Source organism: Paenibacillus lacisediminis, from assembly GCF_046567315.2.
In genome coordinates, this window is the sequence record NZ_JBKIAX020000002.1 from 29,885 (window position 1) to 43,081 (window position 13,197).

11 protein-coding genes and 1 other annotated feature (1 of these 12 running past the window's edge) are annotated in these 13,197 nt (G+C 56.1%); all 11 genes read right to left on the minus strand.

What is annotated here, in order from left to right; genetic code table 11:
• Positions 1–16, minus strand: a binding site (T-box leader) (it extends 258 nt beyond the left edge of the window).
• Between the two features lie 86 nt (positions 17–102).
• The 11 genes from ACLD72_RS03500 to yihA all read right to left on the minus strand — a co-directional run bounded on the left by ACLD72_RS03500 (position 103) and on the right by yihA (position 13,058).
• Positions 103–1,482 carry a LysM peptidoglycan-binding domain-containing protein gene (locus ACLD72_RS03500; protein ID WP_411003166.1) on the minus strand — a complete coding sequence of 460 codons (1,380 nt, stop codon included), beginning with the start codon at positions 1,480–1,482 and terminating at the stop codon, positions 103–105.
• Positions 1,483–2,173: 691 nt separating this feature from the next.
• Positions 2,174–3,076: an RluA family pseudouridine synthase gene (locus tag ACLD72_RS03505; protein ID WP_411003167.1), complete on the minus strand. Its 903-nt coding sequence runs from the start codon at positions 3,074–3,076 to the stop codon at positions 2,174–2,176.
• A 44-nt stretch (positions 3,077–3,120) separates the two neighbouring features.
• The gene (gene hemL / locus ACLD72_RS03510) at positions 3,121–4,422 is read right to left on the minus strand and encodes a glutamate-1-semialdehyde 2,1-aminomutase (protein ID WP_411003168.1); all 1,302 of its coding nucleotides are present in this window, start codon (positions 4,420–4,422) and stop codon (positions 3,121–3,123) included.
• A gap of 62 nt (positions 4,423–4,484) precedes the next feature.
• Positions 4,485–5,489, minus strand: coding sequence for a porphobilinogen synthase (hemB, locus tag ACLD72_RS03515; RefSeq protein ID WP_411003169.1), 1,005 nt, complete (start codon positions 5,487–5,489; stop codon positions 4,485–4,487).
• A gap of 521 nt (positions 5,490–6,010) precedes the next feature.
• The gene (gene cobA, locus ACLD72_RS03520; protein WP_411003170.1) at positions 6,011–7,555 is read right to left on the minus strand and encodes a uroporphyrinogen-III C-methyltransferase; all 1,545 of its coding nucleotides are present in this window, start codon (positions 7,553–7,555) and stop codon (positions 6,011–6,013) included.
• Positions 7,556–7,561: 6 nt separating this feature from the next.
• Positions 7,562–8,557, minus strand: a complete 996-nt coding sequence (hemC, locus tag ACLD72_RS03525; protein ID WP_411003171.1) for a hydroxymethylbilane synthase — start codon at positions 8,555–8,557, stop codon at positions 7,562–7,564.
• Complete coding sequence (locus tag ACLD72_RS03530) at positions 8,554–9,189, minus strand: precorrin-2 dehydrogenase/sirohydrochlorin ferrochelatase family protein (RefSeq protein ID WP_458475550.1); 636 nt, start codon at positions 9,187–9,189, stop codon at positions 8,554–8,556. The genes hemC and ACLD72_RS03530 overlap by 4 nt, the downstream gene beginning before the upstream one ends.
• Before the next feature lie 185 nt (positions 9,190–9,374).
• Positions 9,375–10,769 carry a glutamyl-tRNA reductase gene (gene hemA / locus ACLD72_RS03535; RefSeq protein ID WP_411003173.1) on the minus strand — a complete coding sequence of 465 codons (1,395 nt, stop codon included), beginning with the start codon at positions 10,767–10,769 and terminating at the stop codon, positions 9,375–9,377.
• Between the two features lie 206 nt (positions 10,770–10,975).
• Positions 10,976–11,374: an adenosylmethionine decarboxylase gene (gene speD, locus ACLD72_RS03540; protein ID WP_411003174.1), complete on the minus strand. Its 399-nt coding sequence runs from the start codon at positions 11,372–11,374 to the stop codon at positions 10,976–10,978.
• Between the two features lie 327 nt (positions 11,375–11,701).
• Positions 11,702–12,289, minus strand: coding sequence for a non-ribosomal peptide synthetase module (locus ACLD72_RS03545; RefSeq protein ID WP_411003175.1), 588 nt, complete (start codon positions 12,287–12,289; stop codon positions 11,702–11,704).
• Between the two features lie 172 nt (positions 12,290–12,461).
• Positions 12,462–13,058: a ribosome biogenesis GTP-binding protein YihA/YsxC gene (yihA, locus tag ACLD72_RS03550; protein ID WP_251591065.1), complete on the minus strand. Its 597-nt coding sequence runs from the start codon at positions 13,056–13,058 to the stop codon at positions 12,462–12,464.
• Positions 13,059–13,197: the final 139 nt, after the last annotated feature.

Below are 13,197 nucleotides of genomic sequence, written 5' to 3' on the forward strand. Positions count from 1 at the left end.
CATTCCAAGTCGATGACAACAATCATTTTGCTTGAATCTATATTATCATAACTTGGAAACCTGCGGGAGTCAATATTCAGCCGTCCATCATGAATGAAGCGCCTACGGAATATACAAAATTTGCCCTTCCGCCAAATGGTTTTCGGACAGTCGATTGTACAGCTGCAGCTCGCGGGAGCTCAAATGATAACGCTCCGCAATGTCATCCAGCGTTTCTTCCCGCTGCACGATCACCAGCTTGACCTTACGGAACGGGGTTTGTTCCTCGCTGCCTTGAATAAAAAGATTTTTCCACAAAAGATCCTCGCCATCGCCGATCTCCGCCTCGTCGGACGCCGTCGGGGAATACGCTTCTTGCGTTTGCAGATCGTGCTGCGGCCGCGAAAAAATCAGCTTCTTGAGGCCAAAAGACTCGCTTTCTTTTTCTTCGGTGCCTTTTTTGCTGCCAAGCGCGATTTTCAGTTCTTTTTTCTCCTCCGCTTCGGCCTGCGCCAGGTTTTCCGGCAATACGGCGTTTTCCGGCTCCTTGGCGGCCTCGGCAGCGGCTTTGTTCGGCCCGGCCGCTACGTTTTCCTCTACGGCTTCGGAAAATGAAGGAACGGCAGGTTCTTGCGATTCCGCCTCGCTTGCCGTTACGTTAACCAGTTCGTTTTCCTGGGCTTCGAAATGCAACGGTTCTTTTTCGGCGGCTTCAGGTTTCACCGGCTCATTCAAACGGTCGGCAGCTTCCGGCTCGGCAAAAGGGGACATTACCTCTTTGAACCACACATCATTGAACTGCTCAAACTCCGTTTGCGGCAGCATGTTTTGGGCCGGAAGGGCGTATTCCTTGTCCGTCCAAGGCCCGGCAGGCGGCTCCACGTTCTCTTCCCCCAACCATAGGGAGGTCGGCTCCGTCTCCGGGTCCGGCTTCGGCGTCGGCTCGTCCGGGCTTCGCTGCTCTTTCAGCACTTCCTCCGGAAACGCCTGCCATTCCGTAAGTTTCGGGAGTTCTGGTACGGCATGGATTTCCTCCTGTTCCGCTAAGGAGAGACTACCCGTCTCCTCCTCGTCACGAACGCCCGGAACGACGTGTGCGGTCGTAAATTCCCGATCCTTCCAGTTGTCGGCCTCCACCGCCAGAGAGGATGTTTCCACCCCCTGGAGCGACAAAACGCCGGTAATGTTCAAGCTGCGCGCGCTGAGCAGATCCACATCGAAATTTTCAATTTCCACCGTGATATCCTCCAGCCGGTTCACCCGGCTGAGCGGAATCGTAATTTCTACGGGGATCCAATGCTCCAGACTGCGGGTCTCCCCTTCCCCCCGATACAAACCGGCCAGAAGCAAATGACCTCTTAATGAAGCATATTCCTCGCCGGGAATAACCTGAATTTTCGGGAAAAGTTCAATTTCCTCCAGCTCTTCAATGCCGATCACATCTTCCGATAAATGAACGCGCTCGTAAATATCAAAACGAAGACCATAGGAATGATCAGCCAAAACGCTACCTCCTTTCAGCATATCCAAACATGATTTAGCATCCATTTGTCATGATCCAAATCATCCTCGTTTTATCTATATGCCTTTGAAAAAGAGTGCATGCCAGCTTTTTTGCCTGATACGAACAAACGTACGTTGGCGTTGCAAACTATTGTGTGGGGAGTATACCTGGATGTTGCTTTGGCGTACGGAGATGATGAGGACGGGGTGGGGGGCAACTTACCTAGTGACCAAGTTTTGAAAAAGCCCCCCTGACTTCAACTTTGTAATTATAGAGCCAAAAGCGTTAGTCCGCCGATAAGTCGGCGGACTAACGCTTTTGTATATTTGAAACCCCAGCAAAAAGCATAAGACCAAAAAATGCCGTTATTCCGGCGATATCCGTCCATTTGTGAGAAATAAAGGAAATTTATGTCGCTATTTTCCCTCATCACAAGGAAATGCCCGCGTTCTGGACCACTCACGGGAAAATAAGCACAAAAAATTCCGCTAGTGGGATCAACATGCTGTAGCTCCGGATAATAGGAACATAATATTCCGCTATTTTGCAGGCTGATATTTCGTCGTCCGGTAGCGGGCTGTCAAGCAGCGATTTCAAGGTTGAGCTCTTTTATACTGTTAATTTCCAATAACCTTCACAAAAACACGGCCAGTGCGTTTTCTCATCGCATCTTACGGTGCAAGGGAATGGTCATGCCCTTTGCAACTCTGCACGCAGCTTTTGCAGCGCATCTGGCCAGGGATCTTCAACGGCCACGGTCTCTCCCGTGAGCGGATCGGGAAACGCCAGGCGTTCCCCGTGCAGGGCCTGGTGCGGCAACCGCGCCTTGCTTCCTCCGTACAGCACGTCGCCGATAAGCGAATGCCCCGCGGCGCTCAGGTGAACGCGGATTTGATGCGTTCGTCCTGTCTCCAGCGTAAGCCGGACCAGACTGGCGTCATGAGCCGGGTACACCTCGACGAGTTCCACCCGGGTCAGCGCCGGCTTGCCGGTTGGGGAAACCCGGCGCCGCTGATTGTGGTGGCGGTCCCGGCCGATCGGCTGATCGATGACCTTCATATCGGGGCTGACGATGCCGTGGACTAACGCGATGTACGTCCGGCTGATCTCCTTACGGCTCATCGCCTCGTCCAATTTGAGCTGGGCATATTCGTTTTTGGCAAACAGCACCGGCCCGGACGTGAAATCGTCCAGGCGGTGGATGTGCGCGGCCGCCACCGCTTCCCCGCGACCGGCGTGCAGCGCCGTGACCATATTGGCTAATGTGGCCTGCGTCGGAGCCCCCGGCTTCGTAGCCGCACCCGCTCCGCTGCCGTCCGGATGGACTTTGACCCCGGCCGGCTTATGTACGACGAGGCTAAAATCGTCCTCGTACAAAATGGTGAGCTGCTCAGCTTCCGATTCTACCGGAGCAAATCCAGACTCCCTTGGCGGAAACACCCGCAGGCGCAGCCGATCCCCGGCCAGCTTGACGCCGCCTTCGGCCTGCAGACGCCGCAGCAGCTTGGGGGGAGCACCGTAGCTCTTCTCGAGCCAGGCGAGGGCGGCAGCCAGCCGGTCCTGTCCTTCGGCTGGCGGCAGTTTGCCAGGCATCAGCTCCAGCCACTCGCCCCGGCGCACAGCGGAAATCCGCGCGTTCACAGCTTTTGCAGCGCGCGGCGGTGCGCTTCGATCGTCAGCTCAATATCCTCGTCGGTATGCACGCCGGATACGAACATGCCTTCAAACTGCGAAGGCGCCACATTGATCCCTTCCTCCACCAGCGCGGCGAAATAACGGCGGAACAGATCGAGGTCGCTGCTTCTGGCCGTTTCATAGTTAACCACTTGCCGGTCCGTGAAAAACGGGCAGACCATCGAGCCCACGCGATTGATCGTGCACGGAATGCCGAGCTCCTTGGCGTTTCGCTCGAATCCGTCCGCCAGCTTGGCGGAAAGCCGCTCCAGCCGGTCGTATACCTCCGGCGTCAGCAGCGACAGCGTCGTGTAGCCGGCGGCCATCGCCAGCGGGTTGCCGCTTAGCGTGCCGGCCTGGTAAATCGGGCCGGTCGGGGCGATTTGCTCCATGATTTCGCGTTTGCCGCCGTAAGCGCCGACCGGCAGACCGCCGCCGATCACCTTGCCGAGACAGGTCAAATCCGGCGTGATGCCAAAACGCCCCTGGGCGCAGTTCATATGAACGCGGAAGCCCGTCATAACCTCGTCAAAAATCAGCAGACTGCCGTACTGAGCCGTGATTTTACGCAGCCCTTCCAGAAAGCCCGGCTGCGACGGTACGACGCCCATGTTGCCGGCAACCGGCTCCACGATCACCCCGGCGATTTCTTCCCCGAAGCGCTCGAAAGCCAGTTCCACCGATTCCAGGTCGTTATACGGCACCGCAATCGTGTTCGCGGCCACGCCTTCCGGCACGCCGGGGCTGTCCGGCAAACCAAGCGTCGCCACGCCGGAGCCCGCCTTGATTAGCAGGCTGTCGGCATGGCCGTGGTAGGAGCCTTCGAATTTCATGATTTTGCTGCGTCCGGTATAGCCCCGGGCCAGCCGGATCGCGCTCATTGTCGCTTCCGTTCCCGAATTGACCATGCGCACGACGTCGATCGAAGGCACGCGTTCCGCAACCAGCTTGGCCATCTCCGTTTCCAGCAGTGTAGGCGCCCCGAAGCTCGTCCCTTTCGCCGCCGTCTCCTGTAGCGCTTTAACGACCTCCGGGTGCGCGTGCCCCATAATCAGCGGGCCCCAGGACCCCAAATAGTCGATAAAGCTGTTCCCATCGATATCGTACACGCGGGAGCCGATCCCGTGGTCGATGTACATCGGCGTCAAGCCGACCGATTTAAACGCCCGCACAGGGCTGTTGACGCCGCCGGGCAGCACCTTTTTCGCTTCTTCAAAAGCCTCCCGGGACCGTTCCTCGCCCCGCCGTCCGATCGTGTGATTCATGCCGAATCCCCTCCTATGGATCTAATCTTCCTAACCATTCATCCATCCGAAAATACATCCGGTTAACGTTTCTCGCGCAACCACCGCGCCATGTCTTTGGCAAAATAAGTGATAATGATGTCCGCGCCGGCGCGTTTCATCCCGAGCAGCGTCTCCGTGACGATCGCGCGTTCGTCGATCCAGCCTTTTTGCGCGGCCGCTTTCACCATCGAATATTCGCCGCTGACGTTGTAGGCCACCAGCGGCAGATCAAATTGATCCCGCAGCATGCGCAACACGTCCATAAACGCCAACGCCGGTTTGACCATCAGCATATCCGCGCCTTCCAGCACGTCCGATTCCGCCTCGCGCAGCGCTTCCCGCGCATTGGCCGGATCCATTTGATACGATTTGCGGTCACCGAACTGCGGCGCGGAATCGGCCGCTTCCCGGAACGGCCCGTAAAAAGCCGAAGCGTATTTCACGGAATACGACATGATCGGCACATGGGTGAAACCCGCCTCATCGAGTCCCGTACGGATCGCCTGCACGAATCCGTCCATCATATTGGACGGGGCGATGATGTCCGCGCCCGCCTTTGCTTGCGAAACCGCCGTTTTTACGAGCAGCTCCAGCGACTCGTCATTCAGCACGTCCCCGCATACATGACCGTCCCGTTCGTAGGTGTGCACCATCCCGCAATGGCCGTGATCGGTAAACTCGCAAAGACAGGTATCGGCGACGACGAGCAGATCCGGGTAACGTTTTTTAATCACCCGCGTTGCCTCCTGCACGATGCCGTTATCGACAAAGGCGGACGTGCCCACGGCGTCCTTCGTTTCCGGAATGCCGAACAGCAGCACCGCCGGAATGCCCAGATCAACGATTTCCTTGACTTCTTCCTCCAGCGTATCCAGCGAAAAATGAAACACGCCGGGCATGGAAGGAATCTCGTTTTTCACACCGCTGCCGTACGTCACGAATATCGGTTGAATAAAATCGTCCACCGTCAGCACCGTCTCGCGCACCATCCCGCGCATAGCGGCCGATTGCCGCAAACGGCGATGTCTTACAAATGGATAGTTCATCGCATTAACCTCCTTAGTTAAAGCGGAAACACGTCCCGCTAGTGCAGTAAAAGCTGTATTTGAACAAAAGAATCGGCCGGTCTTCGATCCTAACTAACCGGAGTGCCGTTTTTCGGTGAAATCTTAAGAACTGGAGCGCTCCACAAAACGCCTAACGGTTGCCACAAACGCTATTTGTTCCAATAACGTTGATTTCAAACTCTAACGGTTGCCATAGCGCTTATTTCACTTAAAACCGGCTATTTGGGCCCAGATTAAGGCAAATAACGCCGCTCACAACCGTTAGAATTTAGAAAAAGGCTTTTTTCGTAAAATAGCAACTGCTACAACCGTTAGATTTCCGGCGGGTAGGTGACAGTATCGGCTCGAAAACCTGATGAACTTTTGCGGGAAACAAGGTCCGATTTGCCGCCGCACTGGCCATCAACCACATGCGGCCCGGCCAATCACTGGACTGGCCGATCACTGCACGCTCCACGATCCTCCGCCATCATGACCGACCGGTCGCTTCGTGCCGGCCGCTAGACCGAGGCGTCCCGCTCCTTCCAACCGCAAAGCGCTTCGATCAGGCTGGGAATCGTCGCCTCCTTGGCCAGGATCGATACGCGCAGACCCGCTTCCTCCGCGGTGCGCGCGGTAACCGGCCCGATGCAGGCGATTTCCGCGCCCCGCAGTGCGGCCACCGGATCGGCGACGCCCATGCCCGACAGCGCGGCCAAAAGATTAGTCACCGTCGAGGAGCTGGTGAAGGTCACGGCATGGATCCGGCCCTTCTCCAGCAGCTTGAGCAGCTCCTCGTCCTTTTCGCCGGCCGGGACCGTCTCATACATGACCGCCTCGGTGACGGTCAGCCCTTGACCGCGCAGCGCCTCCGGCAGCCATGCCCGGGCAAGATCCCCGCGCGGCAGCAGCACGCTTTGGCCGGGCAGCAGCTCCGGGCCAAACGCTTCCAGCAAGCCTTCGGCCTGGAATCGGCCCGGCAGCTCCCCGGCGGTGATGCCGCGCTCGCGCAGCGCCGCCAGCGTGGCCGGCCCTACGGCAGCAATACGCGCCTTATGCAGCGCGCGAATGTCTTTTCCCAGTCTCTCCAGGTGCTTAAAGAAATAGTCGACACCATTGACGCTGGTGAAAAACGCCCAGTCGTACGTCTCCAGGCGGCTTAAAGCCTCGTCCGCCCGTTCCAGCGCCGCGCCGCTTGGCATCGAGATCTCGATGACCGGGAACTCGTACGGCTCGCCGCCCAGTTCCTCGATGCCGCGAACAAGATCACTCGCCTGGGTACGGGAGCGCGTCACCAAAATGCGCTTGCCGAACAAGGGCAGGGACTCCGCCCACTTCAACTGCTCGCGCTGGTTCACCACCTCGCCGACGACGATGACGGCCGGCGGCTTGAAGCCGGCGTCAAGCACCTTTTGCTCGATGTCGGCCAGCGTCCCGGTCAGCGTCTCCTGCTCCGCCCGGGTTCCCCAGCGCACCAGCGCCACCGGCGTTTCCGGCGGACGTCCGTAAGCGACCAGCTGTTTGCTGATATAGCCGATATTGGCCACGCCCATCATAAACACAAGCGTGCCTGTGGCATTCGTCACCTTTTCCCAGTTGATGGACAAATCCAGCTTATCCGGACTTTCGTGGCCGGTGATGATCGACACGGAGGAAGCCAGGTCGCGGTGGGTAACCGGGATGCCGGCATAAGCCGGAACGGATATCGCCGCGGTGATGCCCGGCACGATTTCGTACGGAATCCCGTGCTTGCGCAGCAGTTCGGCCTCCTCGCCTCCCCGGCCAAAAACGGTCGGGTCTCCGCCCTTAAGGCGCACCACGGTTTTTCCCGCCAGAGCCAAATCGACCAGCAGCCGGCTGATCTCCTCCTGCTTCATCGTGTGCCGGTCGGTGCGTTTGCCGACGTAAATTTTTTCGGCTCCCGGTTTCGCTTTTCTCAAAAGGCTTGGATTGGCCAGGCGGTCATATACGATGACATCGCCCTTTTCGATGCAATCCAGCCCCTTTAGCGTAATCAACCGCGCATCCCCCGGGCCGGCACCGACCAAATATACTCTCCCCGCCATGTCCATTCACTCCTTGGCTTCCTTTAGTAACGCGTCCGCCCCTTGGGCCAGCAGCAGCTCGGCAATTTGCTCACCCAAGGCCACCGGATCTTCCCCTACGGCGCTCTCTTTCAAAATGACCCGGCCGGCCGTCGAGCCAACCATACCGGTCAGTCTGATCCGCGGGGCGTGGCTGGAGCCTGCTTCACCGCTGCCCGCGCCGCCTTCATCCGGCGCTTGACCGTCCGCCCGCTCCAAAGTTGCATAAGCGCCGATCGGCACCTGGCAACCGCCGTTCAGCATGGCGAGAAAACGGCGTTCCGCCGCCACGGTAAGTGCGGTATCCGGGTCGTTATACAAGGATAACAGCTCCCGCAGTTCGGAATCGTTCTCCCGGCATTCGATCCCGAGCGCGCCCTGGCCGACCGCCGGCAAACAGACGTCCGCGGACAGGTAAGCCGTGACCCGGTCCTCCCAGCCCATCCGCTGCAGGCCCGCCGCCGCCAAAACAATCGCGTCGAACCCTTCCTCCTCAAGCTTGCGCAGCCGGGAATCGATATTTCCCCGGACCGGCTCCAGCATGAGGTCCGGCCGGCAAGCCAGCAGTTGGCTGGAGCGGCGCAAGCTGCTCGTGCCGACGCGCGCGCCCCGGGGCAGCTCATGCAGATCAAGGCCGCTGCGGGAAATAAGCGCGTCCCGCGGGTCCTTCCGCAGCGGTACTCCTCCGTTGATCAACCCTTCGGGGAGCACGGACGGCATATCCTTCATGCTGTGGACCGCCATATCGATTTCCCCGTCCAGCATCGCCTGTTCGATTTCCTTGACGAACAACCCCTTGCCGCCGATTTTGGACAGGGTCACATCGAGAATCCGGTCGCCTTTGGTGACGATTTTTCTGACCTCGAACTCAAACGGGAGTCCGTGCGCCCGGCACAGTTCCTTCAAATCGTCGATCACCTGTTCCGTTTGCGTTAATGCCAGTTGGCTTTGTCTTGTCCCTACCACAATCGTACGCTTTGTCATTCGCTATTCCTCCGTTGTTCTTCTTCGATCCAGGCCGCAATGTCCGCTTCGCTCCACGGCGTGAAGCCGCCTTGCCGGATCGACGGCAAAATATCCAGCTCACCCAGCCTGGCCAGCAGTCGTATGCGCCGCTCTTTATCTTCAACCTGCCCCTTGATCCGAGTCCGGATCAAGCTTAGAAATTCAACATACCGTTCATATGTATCGCCAAAACTCCGGTCGATCTCGCGGCATAAATCCCGGGCCGCTTTGGGCCCCGCCCCCGAGGTGGACACCCCGATCACCAGCTTGCCGCGGCGGACGACGCTAGGGGTAATAAAACTTCCCCGCGCTCCGTCAGCGGTATCGTTCACCGGAATCCCCAGCATTTCTGCCTCCTTCACGATACTATCGTTCACCTGCGGGGAATCGGTAGCCGCGTACACGAGAAACGCCCCTTTCAGGTCCCCTTCCCGGTACTCGCGCGCCAACCAAGCGATATCCCCTTCCCGAACGCGATCCTGAAGCCAGGCAGTCACGCTGGGGCTGATCACCTTGACGACCGCGCCGGCCTCCGTCAAAGCGGCCGCTTTACGTGCGGCGACAGCGCCCCCGCCGACGATCACGCAGCGGCGGCCTTGCAAATTCAACATGACGGGCATATAATGGGGCATCGTTATCCACTCCCGGACAATTGGTTCATCACGTTAATAGCATATCATATAAAAAAACCCCGCGCCTCCCGCTTTCCTTCGAATTCCACAGCCATGCAAATTCGAGAAATCAAGCAGTGGGCTCAGGGCTTTCCCGAGGGCCGTTTCTCTTTCTTATCCAAATGTTAAACCGACACCTTTTCCAAAGAAAGCTCGGTTTCCCGCGCAAAAGACATTTCGGTTGACGCTGCCTCTTGGATTTCGAGGGAGGCGACGCTCTCCTCTCCCGACGGCGCGGACGCACCTGCTTCCAAATGCTTCTCAAGCGCAAAAATCTGTGTAAACATCTCCAGCGCTTCGGCGCCCTGTTTTTCGCCGGCCAGCTCCTTAATCCGGTTGATCGGATCATGCATCATCTGGTTTAAGATGCTTTTGGTCAAACGCCGGATCACCTTGCGCTGGCGCTCATCCAGCTCAGGCAGCTTATTAAACATACTGTCCAGCGTGCTTTCATGGATATGGGCAGCCTTTTCCTGCAGGGCGCGAATCACCGGTTTGACGCCCAGCGTTTGCAGCCAGTTTGCAAATACCTGCATTTCCTCTTCGATCATCTTATCGATTTTCACCGCTTCGGCCCGGCGCATCTCCAAGTTGTTCTCCACGATACCCTCCAGATCGTCGATATCATACAAAAACACGTTCTCAAGCTCGCCGATCACCGGCTCGATATCCCGAGGCACCGCGATATCGATCATAAAAAGCGGGCGGTCCGGGCGCCGCTTCATGCTGCGCGCAACCTGCGCCGACGTGATCACATATCCTTCCGCTCCGGTGGAGCTGATCAGGATATCCACGTCCGCCAGCCGCTCCATTGCCTCCTGCATCGTGCACGGCGTGCCGTCAAACTTGGCGGCGAGCTCCTGGGCGCGGGCATAGGTCCGGTTGGCGACGAAGACCTCCTCCGCTCCGCCCCCGCTTAAATGCTTCGCGGTCAACTCGCTCATTTTGCCGGCACCGAGGATCAGCACCCGCTTGCCGCTAAAGCTTCCGAAGATCCGTTTGCCCAACTCCACCGCCGCATAGCTGATGGAAACGGCGCTTTCGCCGATGGCGGTTTCCGAATGGGCGCGTTTCCCGAGCGTCACGGCTTGCTTAAAGAGCATATTGAACCAGGTCCCCGTCCCCTTCTCGCGCTGCGACAGCAAAAACGCACTTTTAACCTGGCCAAGGATCTGCGTTTCGCCCAGCACCATCGAATCCAGGCCGCAGGCGACCCGGAACAGATGACGTACCGCTTGTTCATCCTCATACATATATAAATGGCGGGTAAATTCTTCGCGCGGAACCCCAAACCAGCGTTCCATAAAGCTGCGGATAAAAGACCCGCACATGTGCAGACGATCGACTACCACATAAATTTCCGTCCGATTGCAGGTCGCGATAATAACGCCTTCCAATACACTTTTGGTGCGTAAGAGCTCCTGCAGCGCTTGCGGCATGTCTTTCTCCGTAAAGGAGAAGCGTTCTCTGACCTCCACAGGCGCCGTGCGATAGTTTAACCCGACTACGACAATGTGCATTGCAAGTTCACCTGCCTTCTTATTAAATGTTCAATCACCAACCGCAAACAAACTATGTTAATTATATCACAGAGGACATCCATAACTCGTTCATTTCCGTGAGTTTTTTATGAATTATTTATGAAATCGGCGATAACAAAACAAATAACCATGGAATTGTTCCATGGTTATCTTATTTTTCCCATATTTCCAAAATCTATGATGGATTACGCAAATTCCGCTTTTTTGGACGGCGAATCTTCGACTTCCAATTCGCCCAATCCACGAACCAGTTGTTTAGCGTAAATTTTCTCCGGTTGTAAAACGGACACCAGGTAATCGACGGCCAACCCGGGCTCCACCATTTCTCCGCAAGTGTAGCAATCAATGGCGGCAAACCCTCTCTCAGGATACGTATGGATTGAGAGATGGCTCTCCGACAGCATCACAAGCACCGTAGCACCTTGTGGTTCGAACTGTCTCGATTGCATGGACAGCACCGTGGCTCCGCAAGCTTCGGCGGCTTCCACCAAATGAGCTTCGAGGAGATCCGCGTTGTTCAGTACATCGAAGTCGACTCCCCAAACATCAGCAGCAACGTGTCTTCCGAAAGTTGAATGTTCCATCTTCCGGTTCCCCCTTCCTAGGAATAAAATGTTTGAAAAAATTTCATCCGCTAGGACCTACGTCATTCACTTCCCGAGGGAAAAATCTCTCGCAACATCTCCATGTCCTGAGTGAATCCTGGTTCCTATATTCTTTTCAACGAGATTAAAAATAACATCTCTCAGGGACAAATGCAACCCTTTTTTAAAAAAAGCGCTGCATCCCCCCTTCCGCCTTTACCTGAAAAAAGCTACCCAATCAGGTTGGGTAGCTTTCCCTAGTACTTTATGCCGTTTTCGGACCAAGGGTGACTTTCACTTTCCGCTTTTCCGGCGCACCGGAAAAACTCAAGCCTCGAGCACGAACAATCTCCGGGAACAAGCCCGCAATTCCGCGTCAATCCGCTCCACTTCCCCGGCGTCCTGAGCGATAAAGCGTGCGTCCAGCAAAGCGTTGATGTTCTTGCGGATTCGGCCGATCTCGATCTCCGCCTCATTGCTGCGGTAGATGCGTGTAAGTTCTCCCACCGTATCTTTGAGTTCAAAAACAAGCTTGTAGGAATCCCGGGAGTATTCGACGATTTTGCGAACCCGGCCTTCCTGATAATAATACATCATCATGAATCCATTATAAATTCTCGTTACCATGCCGCTGCCTTTAAAAGCCGCGAACAGCAGTCTCATCACGTTCGTGAGATGGGGTTGTTCCAAGCGGAAAGACAATTCACAGACGTAATATCCGTCTTTACGGTCAAAAGGCAGATGCACTTCCTCCCCGCCGTCATCCTCCAGCACCACCTCTTGCCCGCCGTTATCGAGCACCTTCACCCGCTGGCGTACATGAGGATCGTACACTTTGTGAATAAACTGCGACATCTGAACTTCCGACAAACGCAAACTGGCGTTAACATACTCTGTGGCTAACCGCTGAGCCATAAAAATCTCCTCAATTCTTTTACAATCGCTTTATCATAATTATACACTACGATCAAAAGCATTTGCTCAGCGATCGAAACGTGAATTCACGCCATTTTTCAGAAAAAACCGGATTCAGCCGTTTTTAACCGTAAAAATCCCGCTTCATGCTCACTTTCCTGCGGAAACTGCTTCAAATCCCTTCCATATCCGACGATTTGTTTATCAGCCCCCACAGCTCATCCTTCCCGATGCCCTCCTCCGAGGAGAACAGGATGACGGGATCTCCGGCCCGCAGGACCAGCGCTTCTTTGATGATTTTCAGATGCTTCGGCCAGCGCGTTTTCGGCACCTTGTCCGCCTTGGTGGCCACGACGCAAACCGGAAGCTCATACGCCTTCAGCCAATCGTACATCAGTTCGTCGTCCTTGGAAGGCGGATGCCTTAGATCGACGATCAAGATCACGAGTTTCAGCGTTTCCCGCTCCATTAAATACTTTTCGATCATTTTGCCCCAGGCTTCACGCTGCGATTTCGATACTTTGGCGTAACCGTAACCGGGGACGTCCACGAAATAGAGCTGGTCGTTGATGCGGTAGTAATTCAAATGCTGCGTTTTTCCGGGAGTCGAACTCGTGCGGGCCAAATTTTTGCGGCCTATCATGCGGTTGATCAAAGATGATTTGCCGACATTGGAACGCCCTGCCAGAGCGATTTCCGGCAAGGCGTCGTCGGGATATTGGTTTGGACCCACGGCACTGATCACAAATTCAGCTTTCGTAACTTTCATCGTTCCAAATCCTCTCTACAAGCGCGGTCTATAAGCTGTGGATTAAATCTATATAAGGTTGAACTGTTGATAGCTCGTGATAGGGCAGCCGTGTGAAATGTTCTTACGATCGCTGTTGTTCACGGATTTCTTTAATCCA

Excerpts from the sequence above, each read along its gene's own strand:
- hemC (WP_411003171.1), bottom strand. The coding sequence starts at position 8,557 with ATGACAAAGCGTACGATTGTGGTAGGGACAAGACAAAGCCAACTGGCA.
- hemL (WP_411003168.1), bottom strand. The coding sequence starts at position 4,422 with ATGAATCACACGATCGGACGGCGGGGCGAGGAACGGTCCCGGGAGGCT.
- ACLD72_RS03505 (WP_411003167.1), bottom strand. The coding sequence starts at position 3,076 with ATGCCTGGCAAACTGCCGCCAGCCGAAGGACAGGACCGGCTGGCTGCC.
- cobA (WP_411003170.1), bottom strand. The coding sequence starts at position 7,555 with ATGGCGGGGAGAGTATATTTGGTCGGTGCCGGCCCGGGGGATGCGCGG.
- hemB (WP_411003169.1), bottom strand. The coding sequence starts at position 5,489 with ATGAACTATCCATTTGTAAGACATCGCCGTTTGCGGCAATCGGCCGCT.
- speD (WP_411003174.1), bottom strand. The coding sequence starts at position 11,374 with ATGGAACATTCAACTTTCGGAAGACACGTTGCTGCTGATGTTTGGGGA.
- ACLD72_RS03545 (WP_411003175.1), bottom strand. The coding sequence starts at position 12,289 with ATGGCTCAGCGGTTAGCCACAGAGTATGTTAACGCCAGTTTGCGTTTG.
- hemA (WP_411003173.1), bottom strand. The coding sequence starts at position 10,769 with ATGCACATTGTCGTAGTCGGGTTAAACTATCGCACGGCGCCTGTGGAG.
- ACLD72_RS03530 (WP_458475550.1), bottom strand. The coding sequence starts at position 9,189 with ATGTTGAATTTGCAAGGCCGCCGCTGCGTGATCGTCGGCGGGGGCGCT.
- yihA (WP_251591065.1), bottom strand. The coding sequence starts at position 13,058 with ATGAAAGTTACGAAAGCTGAATTTGTGATCAGTGCCGTGGGTCCAAAC.